This window comes from Acetobacter sp. P1H12_c (assembly GCF_018811975.1).
Taxonomy (GTDB): Bacteria; Pseudomonadota; Alphaproteobacteria; order Acetobacterales; family Acetobacteraceae; genus Acetobacter; species Acetobacter persici.
Window position 1 is genome coordinate 1 of sequence record NZ_JACRVR010000011.1, and the last position, 18,232, is coordinate 18,232.

Genomic DNA, 18,232 nt, shown 5'->3' on the forward strand with positions numbered 1-18,232 from the left:
TACCGATCCATCAAGTTTCTCAATCGTATTCGTGTTATAATTAAATACGACTTGCGCTTCCTGGTAACTGGTAAAATGCGCGCCGGTTTCTTGGATAATTCCAGGCACACTGCGCAGTGTTGTGCTGGACGTTCCGTCGAAGCTGCTTATTTCCCAAAACGTCAGTCCTCTTGTAGCACCCCAAGGCAGCTGTGGACCGTAGCCTATTGCGCCATGCTCGTATGACGCTCCACCACCGGCGTCTGGACCGCGAAACGTAATTGCCGCGTAACCGTTGGGGGCAAGATTTTCAAACGCGAGAATGTTGCCGCCCGGTGTTGTTACCCGGAACGTCAACTCACGGTAATTGGCATAATAACCAACTTGGAAAGGACCAATGGCCGGGTCTTCCCGCATCGGGATGGCAAACCCATTCTGCGTAAATTGCCCTACGCTAGATTCATCGAGGGGCACGTAGCCACCCGGCTGCCCGGATGAGCTTTTTTGCAAGGCGCTGGCGACCTGCGTAGCCATCCCGCCCAGAGTCTCTCCATCAGGACCAACACCCGTGTTGGGATGCAACGGTAGCAACGGAGTGAGCATGGCGGGCGTTGCCGTGCTGCTGCTGGTTGCAGGTGTAGCGGGCGTTACTGCCAGCGCGCTCTGGCCCTGCAAATAGAGCTGAGCTTGCTTGTCGAGCTGCGCAACACCGCTGGCTACACCAGCCTGATTCTGCACCGCCTGTGTGCTGGCATCATAGGCCTTTTTAGCTGCTGCATCTGCCTGTGTCGCGGCTGCCGTAGCAGACGACACAGCGTCGGGAATACCTGCTGCACTGGACACAGCACTCCCCAAAACCTCTACGCTCACCTGATGTGCGTCGCCGCCCGTAGCGGAGCCGCCGCCTACGATACCGAGGAGGGTGTCTGTCGCAGCAACAGATGAGGCAAGAGGGAGATCGGAGATGGGCGTACCGGATGACGTTGTGTTTGATCCAGACATTTTTGTCCTCGTTTGGGCACAAAAAAAACCGGCTCAGAGGCCGGTTGTGTGAAGGAAGGTGAGATGTGATCAGATCAGGCGAACAGGAGCAGGTCAGTTTGGGTTTGGCGATCTGCGGTCGCCAAAGTGCCGAATAACTGAGTGGTTGTGTCCGTTGCTGTCACGCCAAGCGGCTGCCCCGTGGTGTCGAGCAACCTCTCTCCAGCGGGTAAAATCAGATCAGACAAATAGGTTACCGTCTGAGTGCTACTATTGAGCAGTGGCGACCCATCGGGCAGGAGCAAATCGCTCAGACTGATAGAGACGACGGACGATCCGAGGGATAGGATTCCCCCGCCCGGCAACTGGATGGCGTTGGGCGGTATAGGGGTTCCGTCTTCCAGTGCGGGAGGAGGTGTTGCCACAGTCGCAACGGAATAGCTGCTGATGGACAGAGCAACATCCTGCGTGACTGTTCGGCCCTGCTGAGTAACCACGACCACCCGCACGGTCTGCGTGGTCCCCGGCGGCCCGCCGCCCAGAAAAACGCACGCCAGACCATTGACAACGCTCGTCCACAGCACAGCCAGATCAGTCGCCGAGCCGGTGGCCGTCGGCACGCTGGCGGACACAGACGCCACATAATCGCCCGTGCAGGACAAGACCTCAGACAGATCCAGACTGAAATCAAAATGGTCTGCGCTGGATTTGGGGGCCCACGAGAGCGTGACGATCTCCGGCACCAGCCCGCGTGTGCGTAAGTTGGCCGGGGCCGCAATCGGGATCACCCGCGAGGCCGCAGGTTGCCAGATTGGCGAGGGGATGGGTGCTGTCATGATGGCGCTGCCGGGAGCGCGGCGCTGGCGGTATCCGTGCCGTTTGCGATATCGCGCAGCGCCTTGAGGTACGTCTTCCACGCATCCGGGATGGCGTCGCCAAAATCGGTATATTCCGACTGCGTGTATGCCTTGGCAGAGGCCAGAGCCGTTATCGCCTTGTCCGCCAGCGTAGGCGTATACGGCTTGGCATACGTCCCGGCAGTTGCGACGGTGGAGATATCGATTACGGCCCCCTCTCCGTCCACCGCCTGCGGAGATCCGTCTGCGGCCGGGGTGATCCGCGCACCCTTGGACTGGGCGGCAAACAGTCCAGCGTAATCAGCGTCAGAGACGGCCACACACCCGGCGCTGACACCAGTCTTTGGCTGTTTGGAAAACCCGGTAGATTCAGAATACTGCCACATCATACTGAAATACTCCCAATAATCAATGCACTGCCCGTCATGGTGATGCCCGGTGCGTTGCAGGCCAGCCGGAATGATCCGATCGTTGCTGTGGGATTGGCCATTTTCCAGACCTGCTCCTGCATACCGACACCCACCACGTCTTCAACAGCAAGCCCCGGGATTGAAAGCAGACTCCCCATACCGAGGGGCCACGTTACAAAGATATCTTCAGTCTCGTAGCGGCCTGCGCCGTTGTTACCCCCCGGTCCGGTCACGCCTTGAAACTGAACCCACTGGACAACCAGTTTCCAGTTCCCGGATGTTGGAATCTCAACGTATCCATTCTGCCCCCAGCCGGAGACAAAGTCAGAAAACTTGGGGCACTGGCCATAAACCTGCATCTGGTGCCAGTTTTCAGACCCATCCTGAAAAGACGGCTGGCCGGTGGTGGAATCTATCGTCGCACCGATAATCCCCTTTGTGCCGCCGAGATTTTTGACGAACCACGAGTTCGCCCAATCCTGCGTGGCATAGCCATCAAAGAGACTTTTCCACGTCGCACCATCTTCTCCCGGCACCGTCACGTTGTTCTCAGCGGTGGAGATCCAGAACGTGCCCACTGCGGAGCCGGAGACAATCGCGCCAGACGGATACCCGCCAATGGACTGCGCGAGGGTCGAGTTATACTGCCCCACGTAGCCCGCCTGCAAAGCCTGCACAGCATGAGAGAGCAGGCGCAGAAACCCGTTCATATCCGCGCCGCGCGGAGGCTTGCCGCCAGCATCCTGCGCAATAAACGTCTCCGGCGGGAAGGCCAGAGCCAGCGATGCTGTGCCGTCGCCTGCCGTGCCCTGTGTTGCCGGGATCGTGGCGATATCCCCAGATGACGCAGAGCTGCCAATCAGCGTGGTGAATATGCTGTGATCGTCAGTGCTTTTCATGATGCGCTCTTGATCTGGTAGGAGACCTCAACGCCAGCCGGACGCGGCAGGACGCCACTGTTCTGGATGATGGAGACCTGCACATCCGTCGGGATGAAATTGAAAACATAGGCCATGGTCATATCGCCATTGTCTTTGACGTAGGCATCGCCCTGCCCGGCAAACAGCGTCATGAGGATGGCGTTCAGGCTGAGAACAGAGCCATCCGTAATGTTGGCCAAGGCCTTGGCATAAATGAGCTGCCGGAACCCATCATCAGACAGGCGGAAATTGCTGGTGACTGACGTGCCGGAGTAAAAGGGCGCGGTGTCGAACCCCTCTTCTGTCAGATCATTCGCTTCGGAAAAGCCAAAGTATTTTCCGGACGTGATTGTCAGGACCCGGCTGACACCCACAATGCGGCCCCACACGTCCAGCCCGTAGCCCTGCGCGGTGCTGAGGTTCCAGACGCGCTGATACCAGAGGTCAATCAGGGTGGCCGGGTCAAACGCCTGATTCCACCCCTCAAGGATGGTCTGCAGGCGCCGCGAGTTGGCGTATTGGGACAGGACCGTTTTTGCATAGTCCTGCATGTCATTGCACCGTGACGGTTATGCCAGACGCATCCAGTGTCGGGATCTGGTCAATCTGCATCTGCGCGGTGAAACCGGTCGGGCTGGCGACAGTCCCGATCGTGATTTCCACAATCTGCACCCACGTTCCCAGTGCGGCCACAGCCGCATAATAGCGGGACGCAAAGAGCTTGCCGCCAATACGTGCCCGGCTGCCGCCGTCGGCGCCATTAAACGCGGACAGAATGGCGGCCTGTATCTCGGTTTCCGCCGTGGCCGGTACCGCGCTGGAGCTTTGCAGGGTCACAGCGATATAAACCGGCGTTGCCGTCGCACGCGTGAACTGCACGGCATAGCTCGGTGCTGTGTTGTAGGACGCGCTCGGGTCCGCAACCGTGACAGACGTTGTGCCTGTGTAGCCGCAGCCGGGTGGTTTTTTGCTGAGGATAGCCAGAGCCACACCCTCGTCAGTGCCGCCGTTGACACACACGAATAGGCTATGAGCCGCGATAGAGACGCCGCCGGTCGTGACCGCCGCACCGGTGCCGTTGTCCGTCACGTAGGCGTCTGTCACGCCGGAGACGGCCTGCACCGCCCCGGAGATTGCGCCCAGTGCGCCAATGGCGTTTGCGGCCACGCTCTCCTGCCGCCGCTGCTCAAACGCGATCCGGCCTTCCTGCTCAGACCCGGTGACGCCTGCGGCCGGATTGGTGACGGACGAGAGGCCCGTGACGGACTGGTAGACGCTGACGGTATTAACCGGGCAGTCAATTGCGCCAGTGGTGGTGCAGGAAAACGTGCCCGTGGCCGTGCCTGTTGCGTTGAGCGTGATCGGGCCGTCTGCCGCGTATTTGTTGCCGGAGCTGTCCTGTATCAGCGTCCCCTCTGGCACGACTGTGCCCGCAGACCCGGTGCAGACAACTGAGACGACGGTTGCCGTGGCCCCGCGGCGCTCCAGAAAGTAAAGCTCCCCGATAGCATCCTGCATCTGGCCAGAGGCCCGCGCCGGGTCCACGCCATCAAACACAGCCATCATCTGGTCGTAAGCGTCGCCCAGAATGGCCGTGAGCGTCGTGGCAAGCTGTCCCTGCGGGGTAGACAGGTCCGAGTTCAGCGCGTTGCCAAATGCCGCATTGAGATCGGCCAGAGCTCCCGTCAGAATATCCGCCTCAGCCGGGGCGACGAACCCGGCATCCGTCAGGGAGGGCGCGGGAACGGATGTGGTGCCCGCGCTGTTAGAACCCGACATTTTGCGTTGTTCCGTCGCTGAGAGAGAGGAAGATGGTGCCTGAGAGCTGCCGTTGGGCGCTGATGGCTGTGATCACGCATTTTGCGGCTGTGACGTTGGGCACGGTGAGCGCGGCCTGCTCCGCCTGTGTGCGGAACACACCGGCCGACTGCGACCGACCGAGGATCAGGCGCATATACGGTAGACCCTTGCTGGTGTCGTAAAAGCACTCACCGGCAAAAACACGGATTGCGGACGCCACGTCCTGCACGGTGGAATATGGCTCAGACGCGACGGCGATATTGCCGGATGCGTCCAGAACCAGATCCCACGTTGTCCGGTCAAGGAGGAGTGTTGAGGCCATGGCGCCAAACAAAAAAGCCGCCCCGAAGGACGGCTAGATACAGAAATTTGGAGGATGAAAGGAATATAGAAAAACTTGTCGATGGAAGCAACCCTATTCCGGCAACCCAGTCTCCCCACTCCCAGCCTGCACGCCGGGGTGTTTGTGCTGCTCCAGGCTGATATTGCCCGCCTTTACGTCGCCCGTTGCTGCCACATCGCCAGACACATTAACCGCGCAGTTAATATCGCACTCGGCAGCATCAACGATGAATTTTCCAGCAGTTTTTACGTGGAAGTCTCCATTGACCCAGCCGCAGTATTCCTCGGGGGCTGCGTTTAGGTAGCCGCCGAGGTAGACCGCGTCCGCCAGATCAAACTGCCGGTACGACCCCGGCGCTGAAGGCTTACGATTGACTTTGACGTTTGAAATATCGCGGGCGCAGATGATAGCAATTCCGATATCACCTACTGCCGGATCGCAAATAAAGGCCCGTTTCCCCCCTTGCAGTCTGGCATACGGCGCGCCGTGTATGAGGCCGTGCGGTGTTGTCCGCCCTGCCCCGTCCTGCTGGTGGACCATCGGCAGGATATCGACAAACCCAGCCGCGTTCAGGCCGGTGCCGTTCACCGCCTTCACCTCCACCAGAGCTGGGCCGCCGCCCATGCTTAAAATCCGCCGGATTGCCGAATTGAGCGCGTTGAAATTACTCGCTCCGTCCGAGGCTTTTTTTGTCCCTGTGTATTTATCGCCCAAAGGTCGCCACCCTCCCTGCAAACTCAGGCCTCTGCGCCTCCACCATCGTAAACCACGGTCCACCCGGCGTTTCTGTTTGCAGGTCATGCTCAATTTTTTGCACAACCCACAAGCCATTGGAGGCCGGATACATGGAAGCTGCGCCTGCTACTTCCCGCAATTGACCATAATTATTGACCCACGCAGCAGGGGAATAATCGCTTTGCAGCTTGATCGTGTCCCGGAAATTGATGCCCGGATTAAACAGCGTCTGCACCAGAACGCCGCCCTGACTGTAATTGGGATAGCCAACCATGCCCGTGTCCGCCGAGACAAGTGTGGCGGAATCAGCCGCAGCAACATCCTTTGGCCAGATCGAGAGAGTATCCATGCCGATGTGGTATTCAATACCGACCGACCGGGCGCAGGAGTCAATCTGCTGCATCGCAGATCCGGGGTAATTGACGCCGCCGGTCATCACGGCATCAACGCCATGATTGGAAAATCCGAGACCTACCTTGGCTGCAATTGCTTGCATGATATCGGAAACTTTTGCGCCGGCTGCGAAGGATGTTGCGGCAATCGGCATTGCGGCCGGGATCGCGGTAGACAGGGCCGTAACCTGAAACGCCACATTCGGAGCGCCTGCGTAATCAACAAACGCCTCGACTATGCCGCCCGTGAAAATGGTTGGGCGCGTCGCCCCTGCATCCCCCGCGCGCACGGTGATACTGTTTGACGACTGGTCAATCACACTGGCCTGCGCCACAGACAGGCGGTTCATGGTGCTGAGCTTCATGCCCTCGATCCGGACTGAGCACATCATGCCCGTTTCAAGTCCAGTGCTGAGCACCTGACAGCTCACGCGATGGTCCATAAGGGTGATGGTTTCCGGGCTCCCGGAAAATCCGCCCTGCCTGATATCAAAATCGATATCAATTTTCTTTTGCGTGAAACTACCCGGCATTTTTCCCTGCCTCGTAGATCAGGATGTAGCGGCTACCAAAGCCGGTATAGGCGGGGTCCTGCGTTCCCTGCGTGTCAAAAAAGCAAAGATCACCCGGCATCCCGAGATATGCGCGCCTGACGATCCACGTTCGGTCCTGACAGACGATACCAGCGAGGATCTGCGTGCCATTCAGAGCTACATCCATATAGACGCCATTGGTACGCTGCTGAATTGTGAGTGTGACGGCATTGCCGGATAACGGGACATTGATCTGCTGATATGCCACGGCGCTGATGGGGATCGTAACGGTCGCCATCAGAAAATACCCCCTTGCGCCAGAGCATTCACCTGATCCGGCGTCAGGCTTTGCGTCTGCACATTGCCCCCCGTGACCATGGATTGTCCGGACGCATTCTTCGCCACCGCAGGTGTTTCTGTCGCCGTCATTCTGATTTCTTGCAGATAGATCCGCGCATAGAGCATGGAGACGCCTCTGCGCGCCTCCCGCTCCAACGAGTACCCGAGGATATTCACGTTGGAATATGTGGCCTCGGGCGTAGCCACGGCATACAGATCAAGACTGGAGGAAAGCTGACCGAGTGCCGCCGTGAACAGGGCCTTTGTCTGTGCAGCAGAGGACGGGGAAGACGACAGCCCCATTGAGGACAGGAGGTCAGAAAAAATGCTGGCCGACCCGTACTCGAAGCTGCTGCCGTCACACACCATCTCCACCTCATAGCGACCCGGTATGCGGCTCTTGTTGTAGCTGAGAAATGAACCGTTTTCCTGCGGGGCATCAGACGTCTGATACATGCTCTGGATGCCGACGGCCCGCACATGGCCCGACGTCAGAACCGGCTGGTTGGACGCGGTGAAAATCCCCCACTGACTAGCCGCATTGGTGATTGTGTATTCATCCAGAGCGGTCGCGAGGATAGTTGACGCGGATGCCTTGATGCCGGTCGCGACAGACTGCCCCAGCAAGGCCGGGACGCCTGCGGCTACGGGAATATCCCAGAGTGAGGGAAGGCCTATGGATGGTAGGGGCATGGGGGTAGAGTCTCATGTTTTGGGGGTGGGTACAAGAGAAAGGCGGCGCGCTGGCCGCCCTCCTTTATCAAGCCAGCGCCTTCCGCCCGGCCGGCCCTTCCTGCTCCAGATCGTTCCATAGTTGCATGGTGGCTAGAGCGCACTTTTGAAGAAGATCGCGCCTGTGCTTCGCGCGTTCTGTCTGTCCATCCAGAATGAAGGCACCGACGCCTCCCGCCATCGCTTCCCGCAATTCCACCTCACTCATACGCTTCACGCCAGCGTTGCCACCCCCGAAGGGGTGGCAGGCCTGTGTTAGGCTGTTTGCGCTGGCGTCCGGGCAAAAGGGCGCAGCTCCTCAATAATGGAAGGGAACCAGACCCAAGGCTGCACGGTGCCACTGGAGTGCGCCTTCGTCTTGTCTTCATACCGACCAAACTTCAGCCCCTTGGCGGTAGGCTTCCAGACCCGACGCCCCTTGAGGTCACGAAGCCCCGTGCAAAAGCCCTGCTCCGCCAGAAGCTGATTGACCTCGGTATTCTTCAGGCCGATCTCTCGCCCGATTTCGGTAGCGTTGACGGTTCTCTCTTGCACCGCAAGTGGCTGAGCTTGCCACCCAAGCTCTTCCGTCAGATCAATCCCCATCTGCTCTTTAACAGTGGCAACCGCTTTTAACCGCGCCTGCGTCAGATCCATTCCCTGCCGCTTGTTGAAGGCCAGCGCTGAGCCATGCAGCGCAATCGCTTTGCGAAGAACTGTAATCCGGTCGATGGGCTTTGATATGGAGTTAGGCATCGTTTCCAGCTCCAGCCAGCGATCAACCACCTTCTTACGCTGCTTGGCGTCATACCCAGTAATGAGAGTGATGGTGTGGCTGTGGTCGAGGTGGATGATTTTTACGTATCCACGATTATCGCGCTCAACAGTGTAACCCGTTGATTTTGCTTGATGGCTCAGATTTGAGCCATCTTTTTCTATCTCAGCGATCATCGATTCAATATCGCGTATTACGTTCTTGTGCGCCTTCCCGGTCAGTTCAGCAATTTCCTTGCTGGACATCATAGGGCTGGAATTTGGTGCTGCTGCTGTGATAACAGTATTCATATCAGTGTTTTCCTTATTCACTGTCAGAGGCGTCAGACTGCTTTCCTAGGGCTGGGTCTGACGCCTTTTTTGTTGCTTCAAAAAGAAGCTCATTGATTTCCGCCGTGATGCTCCGGAAATTCCCAAAAGCTGAGCGGCGAACTGCCTCATAAACATCAGGCCTGAGCCTTAATGTCATTCTGCGGCAATCGTTGAGTGGGGTAGAAATTTGCACCTCCCGTTGTTGACTAGACACTACTTACGCCACTGGCGTATTTAGTGTCAATGTTGTTTTTTGCGGAGATGTTGCTATCGACAGAGATCACACAAAGGTGGGGGAAGTAATGAGCGAAGAAGGTACGGTTCGAGTCACGTTACGGCTACCTAAGGATGTTCATTCCCAAGTCTTTGAGTTGGCGCACGACCATCGGCAGTCTCTGAACGCCGAAATTGTCTCCATCCTTAGCGGGCATATACTCCGCATTGGTGAGCAACGAAGCGCCTCAAGCGATATGCGGCAAGTTTCCGATCTAATGGCCAGTGATCCAATCTCAGAATCAATTCATATGGCCGTTTCTGCGCTAAGATCGCTCTCGGCGCTCGAGCAGCAAATATCTGAAGCTAAGCAGGAGTTGGAAGATCGGCTTTACAAAGCGACTAACGAGGGCAAACAATAACAGACCCTGACTCCCCAACCCCACCCGGTACGGGCATGCTCCCCCACATGGAGGATTCGCATGGTCGCGCTAACAAAAGAACAATGGCTGAGTGTATTATCGAGACTGCGGCCTTACGGCATGGCTCATGTCTCGGACATAGAGATATTTAGCGATATCAACCGCGATATTCTCAGAGAGAGCGTCACTTATCTGGCATCCCACGGTCTTATTGTTTCCTACTGCCAAGAAAGCTGTATAGGAAACCACTGGAATTGGGGCGGCGTTCAGCTCACGGCCAAGGGGCTTGATTACCTCAGTGAAGATGGTGGCCTGACAGCAGAAGACAAAACAATCACCGTCAAGCTGGATGGCGATACGATCAAAGCCTTGTTGTGCAAGGCAGTCGATGAAACGTCTGAGCCAGACGCCACGAAGGCGGGGCTCAAGCGGCAGGTGAAGGCGCTGGGAAGCGAGGCCCTGAAAGATTTAACGTCGTCTCTGATTTCGAAGGGGGTGGAGAGCGCACCGGATTTAATTCAGTGGCTCGGTACAGCCCTCGGCTGACGTTTTCGCCTTCGAAGGAAATCGCTCCCGAGAAGGTGAAGGTGGCCATGAATTCCTGCTCACCAAACAGGACCGGGGCACAAAAGCCTTCTGCCCCGACAAAGGGTGAGTTTGTCATGGCCATAAGTATCGAGCCGCGCCCGGTCGTCTCAAACCAGACCTTATCAATTTGCACGAGGAGATTTATCTGCTCAATCATGATAGTGGCTCCTGCTCTCTGTCCAATTTGGGCAGCTTAGTACCAGCGCCCACGCCGTACAAGAAGAAGTTTCCCCCGCCACCCGGTACAGCTATCCTCTCCGAAATTTAACGGGAGGTGGATTTGATTATTCTTATTTTAGCTATCATCGTGGCCCTGCTAATTTTTTCACTGATAAGAGCCTTATTTATTCCATTCCTTATAATCATGGTTATTGGATTCGTGGTCGGAAAGGTGGAGGGGGTTTTCGGGTCATCAAATCAGCCCTCGCTACACGTCGCGACAACGGAAATTCCCAAAAATGATGAAGAGAAAACTTCTTCAGATCGCCCCATAAAGATAAACACGCAGCAAAAAAAAGTGTGCTCCTATTTTTCTGAGTATAGTCAGGCCTACCTTCCGTTAGAGGATGCGTGGCAAAAAGCTGAAAATCAGGGCAATAAGATAGCTGCAAAAATCATCCGCGATCCACTGCGCGGGAAAATAGACAATGTTTTTAATGAAAGAAATAAAAAGATAGCTTCCTATTTAGGAAGAGAGCATCCGCGCATAAAAAACTGGTCTCTATACGTAAAAGAATTCACTTATACTGACGATATGGATGGAGGTTCACTCAGCGCTGATCTGATTTCTCCTTGCTCTCCAGAAATATCGGTTAAAATATTCCTCTACACACCAAAGAAAGATGATCTGCCTGTTCTGGCCAAGATATCAAAAGGCAGTGTGATTGTTGTTTCTGGAGACCTTTTGCCAAAGCATGAAGACGAAGGGCTTACGCCCGACAATATAGAGTGGGGAGGGAGTTACTTATGGGGTGGTTTTGGTGATTTGGCCGGGCACGATGTGTTCATGAATCCAGAATTCGACATCCACCCAACCAGTTTTCAATTGCCTTCCACCCCTTAAACTAGCCCCATATTAGTCTGCCACGCCTGCATGCGAGGATCATTGAATGCTGATTTGACGGCCTTCGTGATCTGCTTGGGGTCTCCGCCCGGGGCGTGAATAGTCATGTGGTTGGTGACATTGTTTGTATTGCCACCGCTGGTCGGGGCAGACAGCGCTGCACCCACGACACTGTTCTGAGAGGCAAGATATTCAGCCAATGCGCCGCGCTTTTCTACCTCTCCATCCTGATCTTTTGGCCGCTCAAAATACCGGGAAACAATAGCCCCGGCCATTCCCGGATCAGTAGACTGCCTCAACAAGTCCCCAGCCTGCTTTTCCGTGTGCGACAGCTCCCAGTTCGCAAAATCCATTTGCTCCTTGGTAGCGGCGTCTTTGTCCTTCACGGATTGCATGGTGTGCCCGTACCGGGCGGCATATTGCGCCTGGCGGTCTCCATGCCATTGGAAAAGCCCATATGCGCCGCCGTTATCCCCAACGGAAAACGGGTCAAGCGCACTTTCTGACATGGCATTAGACAGTAGGCCCATGGCCTGCTCCCTACTCCACCCCATGCCTACGGCAGTGTTGGCGACATTGATCATGTCGGCCGGTGACGCGGCGTTGACAGCCTTCCTCACGCTCTGTTCCGCATAGGAACGGCCAAGGCCGACATGGGACGCGAGGTTATCCATGAACGACGCACCGGGGATGTTTTTGTCTATCCAGCCGCCGAGATCGTCGTTTGGGTCAACTGCCTGAAGCCCCTTGTGCGCCGCATACCCCACGCCTGCGGCTGCAAGCAGTTTTGACACGCCACCAAGCCCTGCACCCGTTGCAGCCGCCAGCATCTGCACATTACGCAGGACAGCAAGGAATTTTGAACCGACCCAGAGAGCGAACAATCCCTCAGCCACGTTCTGCCAGCCACCAACGGCCTTCGCCGCATTATCAGCGCCAGACGCAAAATCTTTCACGTCCTGCCCGATCTTGCTCCAGTCAATGCTGGTCAGATAGTCCCACCATTGCTTGATCTGCTGACCAATCCCGCGCCAGTCAACGGACTGGATTTCATCGCCAAAGCGCTTCACATACTGGTCAATATCCTGCCGGAGCCAGAGTTGGTTGCGGTCTACCAGGCCGCTGACCCACTGCATCAGCTCATGCACTTCCGGGCTCAGGTCGGTCATGATCGAACGACCAAACGCCTCTGACTGCGCAGTGAGCTTCGTCCAGTCTTCCAGCAGTTGCGCAGATGCGCGCGTGTCGCGTTCCGTTGGTGCATACTTCTGAAGCGACGCGTAAAGCTTCTGGATATGCTCCGGCCCCTGCTCCAGCAGGTTGATGAACCCCTGAGAGAACCCGGCCTGAGAACCAAGGGCGGAGAACAACTGCGGGCCAAGGCGCTGCGCTGCACGGGCGAGGTCCGGCATGAGGCTGTTCATGTCCCGCAACTGGCCGTTCGCACCTTCCAGTCGTACACCCATCTGGCCGAACGTCATGCCCAGATTGCGCCGCCCGTCGATGGTCTGGAACTGGGATACCAGAGAACCGAGAGAGCTGGACACATCCTCAGCAGAGCCGCCAGCAGCCTGCGCGGCCTTTTGCCACGCTGTCAGGCTGTTGACTGACACACCCAGATTGCGGGCCATATTCCCTGCTGCCACGTTGGCGCTGGTCGTGTCGCTGATGAAGGCCTTGAGCGTTTTCCCGGCGGTCAGGACAGCAAAGAAGGCCAGAGCCTTACGCTCCAGAGAATGGAAGGCATCCCCCGCCGTATTGGCGGCCGTCGCAACGCCATCACCCATTTTCGCGGCACTGGTCTGGACGTGCTTAAACGCCCCCTCAGCCTGCTTCTGCCCCTTCACGACAGCCTTGGCGTCCAGACCCAGAGAGACGACGAGGGAATCAATCATGGTGGGCATGCGTACTGCTTTCGGGAGAGTTGATTTGCCCAGAATCTCAATATTCCGGCAGTTTCATTCTGTTTTTTCTGAAGATCTTCGAGGTGAATATGTATTTCTTCGCTCAACTGATCCCGGTTAGCGCTGCCTTCCGCAACGGATCGACTGTTTTTCTTCTGGCTAGCCAGACAAAAGATTGGAAGAATTGCAATGTTTTCTCGGCAATTTATGGTAAAAAACGCGATGACGTGAGTGTATATCTTACCGATTTAAAGAGGCAGGATTTATTCATAGAGAATCTTCGTGAAAAACTAGACCCGGATTCCATTCTATATCTATCAGTTTACTTTAATGATCTTTCTATCCCAGCCAGATATTTTTGGGACGAGTGGGAAATGAAAGAACGTAATTAAAGATATTTTTACCTATTAAACCTTTTCACAACAGCAATCTCCAGCAAGTCTTCGAAGCCCTCGCTGTCATAGACCGTCTGGAGATCGTGGAGGCTGGCGACGCCCTCGCTGATTACGAGGGCGATGCGCTCACTGATGTTTCTGCATCGGGCGACGGGGCGCTGTTTCCCATTTGCAGCAGCAGGGACAGCAGGGAGAACAACTGGCCGACGCCCTTGAAAAAATCCACGTGCATGGAGAAGGCCTCCTTCTGGAGCCAGCCCACTGTGGGGATTTCCTCAATCTGGTTCGTGTTGGCGGCCAGTTTGAACGGGATGGTGACAGCCGGGTTCGCCAGGTCCGGCACGTAGGCGACGCACTCAAGGAGCTGATCAATCAGCGTGTCCATGGTTGCGGGCTCCATGCTGCCAAAGATGCCGATACCAGCCGCAGCGACTTCCGCAAGGCCGCCGCCCTCAGTTAGGCCGGGAATGGCGCCACCGCCCTTAATGGCTGCCTGCACCGCATGTCGCCCCCATTTGTCGGCCTCATAGGCGGACATGCGGGTGATGATGAACATCTTGCCCTTGTCAGCGCCCTCATGCGGGACGGTGACGGTTTTCTGCTTCAGCGCCATCAGATTGCAGCCGGGACAACCCGCTCCCAACGCACCTCAAAGGCCCGGGCTTCCAGAACACGGGCAGCGGACGGGATCTGCACAGCGGAGCGCAGATAGCCGCGCGTCAGGGTGTATTTCTTACCGATGGACGGAAGCTGGATCACCGCGCCAAGCCGGTAGATCGTGCGGGCCTGATCCTGCGCGGCGACGATGCTGTCAAACACTGAGGCCTCGTCGCTGCTGGCCTGAAGGCTGATGGTCTGGCTTACCGCATTGGCAACCCAGCCCACGTTCAGATAGCCATCCACGGACATGGACTCTTCGGCCAGCTCCCGCGCCTCAGTTTCAAAAGCGCGGTCGGCGGAGAAGTTTTTCAGCGTGAAGGGTGCGTTAAACAGGCCCGGCACCGTGATCGTATAGATCGCGTTGGCGGATGTAATCAGGAGATCGGAAGACATGGTTACTGCACCTCAACGCTGCTCAGATTGATGGACTGCACGCTCTGGCCGTCGGAGTACCAGAACTGCGCGGGCGGCGTGGTGCGCTTGACCCGGTAGGAGGCCGGAGCGGTGGACACGTTGGGTTTGAGGTACCAGCCCTGCGCCTGAACCGTATCCGCCGCCGTGGTGTTGCCCGCCGCGTTATTGATCTGCTGCTTCTGGGAGGCGGTCAGCGTTACGCCAGACTGCACCGCACCAAAGCTGACTGCTGTGTTGATGGTGTCCTGCAAGGCCGCCTCAACCAGCGTATCGCCTTCAGTGTTGTAGGGGATCTGCCCGTTATTCAGCAGCAGGTTGACCAGATCAGTCGTGAAATTCGCGTTCATCCAGATCTGGTTGACGTAGCTGTCTGCCCACAGGAACGCGCCAGAGACCGCCCCGTTATCAAAAAACTGGAAGGTATCGCCCTTATTGGCATACGCACCGTAGAAGCTATAGCCGTTGGCCAGCAGCGTTGCTGCGGTCGTGCCATCCGTCACGCTCGGAATGACGTTGGCGTTCTGGATCATGTCCAGGTTGCGCCGTCCGCCTGCTGTACCGAACGGGAGAGAGGCCATCCAGCCGAGCGCCAGAGCCGCAGCGTTCGGATCTTTATAGACCGCCGTGATGCCGCTGAGCGTCGTGCCTTTGAGCCATACACCAAATGCGGTGGTGCTGCTGGCTGTGGTCGCCTCGGTATCCGTGTCCCACAGCACGCCGAAGATGGTGTTGTTCTGCGCCGACACCCATGTTGCGAATGCCTGCTTGTCTGCCAGAACAGGTTCAAACGCACACGTCACGCCATTCCACGAGGCGTTGGCCGCCAGCAGCTTGGCGAGTTCGGTTGCCATATCCCCGCCGGTTTCCGGGTACCCACCGATCAGGAGCCGCGCCGGGGTCTGGGTCGCGTTGGTGTAGCCGCTGAAATAGACCGCCGCCATGGCTGCTTCCGTTGAGGATGCGCCAAAGGCCGTGGCGACTGAGGCCGCGTCGTCATATTCCGTCACGGTGCCTTCTGCCACGACGCTGACGGTCTGGGTCAGGATCAGGCCGGTCAGGTTATTCAGCCCACCACCAGCGGACAAAACGCCGGGGGTGACTTTGACTTTCGTTGAAATGGGGATGCCAGCCACGGGCTACTCCTCTGAGGGATAGGTTGTATCGACCTCAAGCGTGTCGATGGTGAGTTTGTCGGCGAACTGCTGAGGAATGCGGGTTGTGATATTGGCCTGTAAAATCAGGTCCACACTCCAGCAATCCTCGTAGTTTTTCTCAGCATTGATAAAACCGAGCTGCCGAATGTCTGATGTATGCAGCGGGGCTATGGGCAGGCCGGACGCCGCCAGAGCATCCGCCGCGCTCATATCTCGCCAGAGCATTAGGACAGATTGGATCAGGTTGCCTGACCCCTGCCCGAACGCGGATATCTGCATGGAAATGCGCGTCTGTTCGACCACCACGCGCTCAGTTTCCGTGTAGGTCCATCCGTTGGTGGCGATACGCTCCCGGCCAATGATGGTCATGAGCATGAACGGATCAACAGGCGCGGGCACGTCATTTAGCTGCCCCTGCCGGATTGTGATGGAGAAAGGCAGGATCGACGTGATCCACGCCTTAACCGCCGTGTAAATCTCCTTCTCGGACGGGGTTACGAGCAGCCCGGGGGCGGTGATATCTGGCGGGTTACTGCGACCTTGCACCATTCAGCCTCTCCCCATTCCTCTAAGGATTGGGTCACTTTCCAGAAAGAATCGTAAAACTTGATGAAGTCGCCGCCATATTGCAGAGGGCGGTTCAGAGTCTTGATGCCGCCCCGGATATAAACGGCGCGCATATCGCCTTGCTGGTTCAGGTTTTCGACCTGTTGCAAATCCTGCGAGGTCATGGCCTGCACCTCAATCCAGATGCGGCACTCGATATATTTGGGCACAACCTCGCCAGACGGCGTATCCTCCACACCATCGCTGGCATACAGATCAGCCGGAATGCACGGGTTGACCGCGCCGGTCATGCGGCCTGCTATGCCGAAGAGGTTGAGTGGCATTTATTTGACCTCGTAGGACACGGAATCTCTCATGTGTCCTGTATCAACAAGGGGAGCATCAAATCCCTTCTTCCTGATGGTGCTGGGAGCATTGCCGCCGGCCTCACCGAAGGCCTTAATCTCCGCCTTCATCTGGTCTGCGATTTTTTCACCAACAATGTTGAGGGCGTTGTGCGCGTTGTACCCACTCGCCTTGAGTGCCGCCCCCATCTCCGCGCCCCATTCATCTTTATTGTGAGCTATAGTGTCTCGCATAAAAGGACGCGCAGGAATGGTGATTACATGCGCAGGAACAGTGTGCGTGGTGGCGAAGTTTGACTTGCTGCGCCTGACGAATTTCCCCTTCTTGTTGAAGGTTCCATCCTTCCTGATGGATCGGTAAATTTCCGTCTGATGCTCCGGCACTTCAACAGTGCCTCCAAACTCCTGAACCGCAGCGATATACGCAACAGGCGTTCCATCGGGATAGGTTGCGTCCTCAAAAAACCCGACCTGCAATTCCGTCTGGCCGCCCACTTTATCCACGAGGGTTGTCAGCGCGCGGCGTACGGTATCCAGTTTAAAGAGCTTCACGGCCATATGCGGGGCCTTTGCGGATATCCGGGAATATACCGGGCCTGACGCAGGAAGCGCGTTGCGGCCCAGAAGGATGCCCCCGGCTGGGTTTGGTTGAACCACGCGGCACGCTCCGAGGTTGTGCCGTAGTCTGTGCCAATAGAGACGCTGCCCCGTGTGGCGTTAGAAACGCGCCCCACAAGTCCACCCGTGCCGCCCTGATCCTCTGGGAGGTTCAGGAGCGCGAGGTGCGCCACTAACAGCCCCAGCAGAAGCCCCCGCCTAACGAGGTTCTGCACGGGGCTGCACGGCGTGTTGCTCAGGTAAAGCGTGGCCTCGTCAAAATATGACTGCGCCAACGCCTGATTGACGTTCTGAGCAAGTGCCGGATACCGGGCCGACCACGCCGCATAATCAAACGTGACAACGCCCGTGGTCGTGCCAGGCATCAGGCGTCTTCCTTATCAAACGGCTTCACGCCGGGGAGCTCGTCTTTGTTTAGCCCCTCAAAGCCAGTGCGCGTGTCCCGAAACTCAGAAAGCCGCGCCACAGCGTCAGACTCTTTCGGCATGGCGAAGATCAGCCCCTTCTTGAGAGGCATGTAGTTCGCATTCTGCTTCGTCCATGCTTCCCAGAAATCGGCTGACACCTCGGTGCGGCCACCCATGCCGAGCATGATGTTTTCCCGCTTGTGGTAGCGCGGGTCGCGCCGGGCACCCGCGAGGCGGATACTCTCCTTGGGTGCTGGAGGCGTCATGATCGGCTGCGTGGCCTGTGCCCGCGCAGCAAGAACACCCTCGTCGTAGAGGTCCAGCACGAGGCCGGACGGCATACGACAAATAACGGTCACGGTTGCGCCGCTTCTGGAAGATGTTGCAAGTGCCATGT

The 18,232-nt window shown here is 57.0% G+C and carries 25 protein-coding genes; 4 read left to right on the forward strand and 21 right to left on the reverse strand.

Annotated elements, in window-relative coordinates; translation table 11 throughout:
- The 11 genes from KP699_RS07815 to KP699_RS07865 all read right to left on the reverse strand — a co-directional run.
- Nucleotides 1–849: hypothetical protein (locus tag KP699_RS07815; RefSeq protein ID WP_374196907.1), on the reverse strand; the 849-nt coding region annotated here is incomplete at its 3' end.
- A gap of 206 nt (nucleotides 850–1,055) precedes the next feature.
- Nucleotides 1,056–1,796, reverse strand: a complete 741-nt coding sequence (locus tag KP699_RS07820) for a hypothetical protein (RefSeq protein WP_215762177.1) — start codon at nucleotides 1,794–1,796, stop codon at nucleotides 1,056–1,058.
- Nucleotides 1,793–2,206 carry a hypothetical protein gene (locus KP699_RS07825; RefSeq protein WP_215762178.1) on the reverse strand — a complete coding sequence of 138 codons (414 nt, stop codon included), beginning with the start codon at nucleotides 2,204–2,206 and terminating at the stop codon, nucleotides 1,793–1,795. The genes KP699_RS07820 and KP699_RS07825 overlap by 4 nt, the downstream gene beginning before the upstream one ends.
- A complete protein-coding gene (locus tag KP699_RS07830) occupies nucleotides 2,203–3,126 on the reverse strand; it encodes a hypothetical protein (protein ID WP_215762179.1) in 924 nt (307 codons plus the stop codon). Before KP699_RS07830 ends, KP699_RS07825 begins: the two co-directional genes overlap by 4 nt.
- Complete coding sequence (locus KP699_RS07835) at nucleotides 3,123–3,698, reverse strand: DUF2612 domain-containing protein (RefSeq protein WP_215762180.1); 576 nt, start codon at nucleotides 3,696–3,698, stop codon at nucleotides 3,123–3,125. Before KP699_RS07835 ends, KP699_RS07830 begins: the two co-directional genes overlap by 4 nt.
- A 1-nt stretch (nucleotide 3,699) precedes the next feature.
- The gene (locus tag KP699_RS07840) at nucleotides 3,700–4,926 is read right to left on the reverse strand and encodes a baseplate J/gp47 family protein (RefSeq protein WP_215762181.1); all 1,227 of its coding nucleotides are present in this window, start codon (nucleotides 4,924–4,926) and stop codon (nucleotides 3,700–3,702) included.
- Nucleotides 4,913–5,269, reverse strand: coding sequence for a hypothetical protein (locus KP699_RS07845; protein ID WP_215762182.1), 357 nt, complete (start codon nucleotides 5,267–5,269; stop codon nucleotides 4,913–4,915). Before KP699_RS07845 ends, KP699_RS07840 begins: the two co-directional genes overlap by 14 nt.
- 93 nt (nucleotides 5,270–5,362) lie before the next feature.
- Nucleotides 5,363–6,004: a baseplate assembly protein gene (locus KP699_RS07850; protein WP_252346875.1), complete on the reverse strand. Its 642-nt coding sequence runs from the start codon at nucleotides 6,002–6,004 to the stop codon at nucleotides 5,363–5,365.
- Nucleotides 5,994–6,950: a baseplate hub protein gene (locus KP699_RS07855; protein ID WP_215762183.1), complete on the reverse strand. Its 957-nt coding sequence runs from the start codon at nucleotides 6,948–6,950 to the stop codon at nucleotides 5,994–5,996. The genes KP699_RS07850 and KP699_RS07855 overlap by 11 nt, the downstream gene beginning before the upstream one ends.
- Nucleotides 6,940–7,248, reverse strand: a complete 309-nt coding sequence (locus KP699_RS07860) for a phage baseplate plug protein (protein WP_215762184.1) — start codon at nucleotides 7,246–7,248, stop codon at nucleotides 6,940–6,942. The genes KP699_RS07855 and KP699_RS07860 overlap by 11 nt, the downstream gene beginning before the upstream one ends.
- On the reverse strand, nucleotides 7,248–7,982 hold the full coding sequence (locus KP699_RS07865) for a phage baseplate protein (protein WP_215762185.1): 735 nt from the start codon (nucleotides 7,980–7,982) through the stop codon (nucleotides 7,248–7,250). The genes KP699_RS07860 and KP699_RS07865 overlap by 1 nt, the downstream gene beginning before the upstream one ends.
- Nucleotides 7,983–8,127: 145 nt before the next feature.
- On the opposite strand from KP699_RS07865, the gene KP699_RS07870 reads away from it, so the two are divergent.
- Complete coding sequence (locus KP699_RS07870) at nucleotides 8,128–8,280, forward strand: hypothetical protein (RefSeq protein ID WP_215762186.1); 153 nt, start codon at nucleotides 8,128–8,130, stop codon at nucleotides 8,278–8,280.
- On the opposite strand, the gene KP699_RS07875 is transcribed toward KP699_RS07870, so the two are convergent.
- Nucleotides 8,277–9,065 (reverse strand): Rha family transcriptional regulator, encoded by a 789-nt coding sequence (locus KP699_RS07875; RefSeq protein ID WP_215762187.1) that lies wholly within the window; start codon nucleotides 9,063–9,065, stop codon nucleotides 8,277–8,279. The genes KP699_RS07870 and KP699_RS07875 overlap by 4 nt on opposite strands.
- Nucleotides 9,066–9,388: 323 nt before the next feature.
- Between KP699_RS07875 and KP699_RS07880 the strand changes: the two genes are divergently transcribed.
- The 3 genes from KP699_RS07880 to KP699_RS07890 all read left to right on the forward strand — a co-directional run bounded on the left by KP699_RS07880 (nucleotide 9,389) and on the right by KP699_RS07890 (nucleotide 11,372).
- The gene (locus KP699_RS07880; RefSeq protein ID WP_215762188.1) at nucleotides 9,389–9,721 is read left to right on the forward strand and encodes an Arc family DNA-binding protein; all 333 of its coding nucleotides are present in this window, start codon (nucleotides 9,389–9,391) and stop codon (nucleotides 9,719–9,721) included.
- Between the two features lie 60 nt (nucleotides 9,722–9,781).
- Entirely contained in the window at nucleotides 9,782–10,267 is a 486-nt protein-coding gene (locus KP699_RS07885) for a hypothetical protein (RefSeq protein WP_215762189.1), read from the forward strand.
- A gap of 322 nt (nucleotides 10,268–10,589) precedes the next feature.
- Nucleotides 10,590–11,372, forward strand: a complete 783-nt coding sequence (locus KP699_RS07890; RefSeq protein WP_215762190.1) for a hypothetical protein — start codon at nucleotides 10,590–10,592, stop codon at nucleotides 11,370–11,372.
- Here KP699_RS07890 and KP699_RS07895 read toward each other — a convergent pair.
- The 9 genes from KP699_RS07895 to KP699_RS07935 all read right to left on the reverse strand — a co-directional run bounded on the left by KP699_RS07895 (nucleotide 11,369) and on the right by KP699_RS07935 (nucleotide 18,230).
- Nucleotides 11,369–13,276 carry a phage tail tip lysozyme gene (locus KP699_RS07895; protein ID WP_215762191.1) on the reverse strand — a complete coding sequence of 636 codons (1,908 nt, stop codon included), beginning with the start codon at nucleotides 13,274–13,276 and terminating at the stop codon, nucleotides 11,369–11,371. The genes KP699_RS07890 and KP699_RS07895 overlap by 4 nt on opposite strands.
- Before the next feature lie 504 nt (nucleotides 13,277–13,780).
- The gene (locus tag KP699_RS07900; protein WP_215762192.1) at nucleotides 13,781–14,284 is read right to left on the reverse strand and encodes a hypothetical protein; all 504 of its coding nucleotides are present in this window, start codon (nucleotides 14,282–14,284) and stop codon (nucleotides 13,781–13,783) included.
- Nucleotides 14,284–14,724: a phage tail fiber protein gene (locus KP699_RS07905; protein ID WP_215762193.1), complete on the reverse strand. Its 441-nt coding sequence runs from the start codon at nucleotides 14,722–14,724 to the stop codon at nucleotides 14,284–14,286. The genes KP699_RS07900 and KP699_RS07905 overlap by 1 nt, the downstream gene beginning before the upstream one ends.
- A gap of 2 nt (nucleotides 14,725–14,726) precedes the next feature.
- Nucleotides 14,727–15,878, reverse strand: coding sequence for a DUF3383 family protein (locus KP699_RS07910; protein ID WP_215762194.1), 1,152 nt, complete (start codon nucleotides 15,876–15,878; stop codon nucleotides 14,727–14,729).
- Nucleotides 15,879–15,881: 3 nt separating this feature from the next.
- A complete protein-coding gene (locus tag KP699_RS07915; protein ID WP_215762195.1) occupies nucleotides 15,882–16,448 on the reverse strand; it encodes an LIC_12616 family protein in 567 nt (188 codons plus the stop codon).
- Nucleotides 16,394–16,789: a hypothetical protein gene (locus tag KP699_RS07920; protein ID WP_215762196.1), complete on the reverse strand. Its 396-nt coding sequence runs from the start codon at nucleotides 16,787–16,789 to the stop codon at nucleotides 16,394–16,396. Before KP699_RS07920 ends, KP699_RS07915 begins: the two co-directional genes overlap by 55 nt.
- Nucleotides 16,790–17,368, reverse strand: a complete 579-nt coding sequence (locus KP699_RS07925) for a hypothetical protein (protein WP_215762197.1) — start codon at nucleotides 17,366–17,368, stop codon at nucleotides 16,790–16,792. It lies immediately after the preceding gene.
- The gene (locus tag KP699_RS07930; RefSeq protein WP_215762198.1) at nucleotides 17,359–17,793 is read right to left on the reverse strand and encodes a DUF4054 domain-containing protein; all 435 of its coding nucleotides are present in this window, start codon (nucleotides 17,791–17,793) and stop codon (nucleotides 17,359–17,361) included. Before KP699_RS07930 ends, KP699_RS07925 begins: the two co-directional genes overlap by 10 nt.
- On the reverse strand, nucleotides 17,793–18,230 hold the full coding sequence (locus KP699_RS07935) for a hypothetical protein (RefSeq protein WP_215762199.1): 438 nt from the start codon (nucleotides 18,228–18,230) through the stop codon (nucleotides 17,793–17,795). Before KP699_RS07935 ends, KP699_RS07930 begins: the two co-directional genes overlap by 1 nt.
- Nucleotides 18,231–18,232: the final 2 nt, after the last annotated feature.

What these genes read in the sequence shown, in the direction of transcription:
- KP699_RS07820 (WP_215762177.1), bottom strand. Translation starts at nt 1,796, where the DNA reads ATGACAGCACCCATCCCCTCGCCAATCTGGCAACCTGCGGCCTCGCGG.
- KP699_RS07825 (WP_215762178.1), bottom strand. Translation starts at nt 2,206, where the DNA reads ATGATGTGGCAGTATTCTGAATCTACCGGGTTTTCCAAACAGCCAAAG.
- KP699_RS07830 (WP_215762179.1), bottom strand. Translation starts at nt 3,126, where the DNA reads ATGAAAAGCACTGACGATCACAGCATATTCACCACGCTGATTGGCAGC.
- KP699_RS07835 (WP_215762180.1), bottom strand. Translation starts at nt 3,698, where the DNA reads ATGCAGGACTATGCAAAAACGGTCCTGTCCCAATACGCCAACTCGCGG.
- KP699_RS07840 (WP_215762181.1), bottom strand. Translation starts at nt 4,926, where the DNA reads ATGTCGGGTTCTAACAGCGCGGGCACCACATCCGTTCCCGCGCCCTCC.
- KP699_RS07845 (WP_215762182.1), bottom strand. Translation starts at nt 5,269, where the DNA reads ATGGCCTCAACACTCCTCCTTGACCGGACAACGTGGGATCTGGTTCTG.
- KP699_RS07855 (WP_215762183.1), bottom strand. Translation starts at nt 6,950, where the DNA reads ATGCCGGGTAGTTTCACGCAAAAGAAAATTGATATCGATTTTGATATC.
- KP699_RS07860 (WP_215762184.1), bottom strand. Translation starts at nt 7,248, where the DNA reads ATGGCGACCGTTACGATCCCCATCAGCGCCGTGGCATATCAGCAGATC.
- KP699_RS07865 (WP_215762185.1), bottom strand. Translation starts at nt 7,982, where the DNA reads ATGCCCCTACCATCCATAGGCCTTCCCTCACTCTGGGATATTCCCGTA.
- KP699_RS07875 (WP_215762187.1), bottom strand. Translation starts at nt 9,065, where the DNA reads ATGAATACTGTTATCACAGCAGCAGCACCAAATTCCAGCCCTATGATG.
- KP699_RS07880 (WP_215762188.1), top strand. Translation starts at nt 9,389, where the DNA reads ATGAGCGAAGAAGGTACGGTTCGAGTCACGTTACGGCTACCTAAGGAT.
- KP699_RS07885 (WP_215762189.1), top strand. Translation starts at nt 9,782, where the DNA reads ATGGTCGCGCTAACAAAAGAACAATGGCTGAGTGTATTATCGAGACTG.
- KP699_RS07895 (WP_215762191.1), bottom strand. Translation starts at nt 13,276, where the DNA reads ATGCCCACCATGATTGATTCCCTCGTCGTCTCTCTGGGTCTGGACGCC.
- KP699_RS07900 (WP_215762192.1), bottom strand. Translation starts at nt 14,284, where the DNA reads ATGGCGCTGAAGCAGAAAACCGTCACCGTCCCGCATGAGGGCGCTGAC.
- KP699_RS07905 (WP_215762193.1), bottom strand. Translation starts at nt 14,724, where the DNA reads ATGTCTTCCGATCTCCTGATTACATCCGCCAACGCGATCTATACGATC.
- KP699_RS07915 (WP_215762195.1), bottom strand. Translation starts at nt 16,448, where the DNA reads ATGGTGCAAGGTCGCAGTAACCCGCCAGATATCACCGCCCCCGGGCTG.
- KP699_RS07920 (WP_215762196.1), bottom strand. Translation starts at nt 16,789, where the DNA reads ATGCCACTCAACCTCTTCGGCATAGCAGGCCGCATGACCGGCGCGGTC.
- KP699_RS07925 (WP_215762197.1), bottom strand. Translation starts at nt 17,368, where the DNA reads ATGGCCGTGAAGCTCTTTAAACTGGATACCGTACGCCGCGCGCTGACA.
- KP699_RS07930 (WP_215762198.1), bottom strand. Translation starts at nt 17,793, where the DNA reads ATGCCTGGCACGACCACGGGCGTTGTCACGTTTGATTATGCGGCGTGG.
- KP699_RS07935 (WP_215762199.1), bottom strand. Translation starts at nt 18,230, where the DNA reads ATGGCACTTGCAACATCTTCCAGAAGCGGCGCAACCGTGACCGTTATT.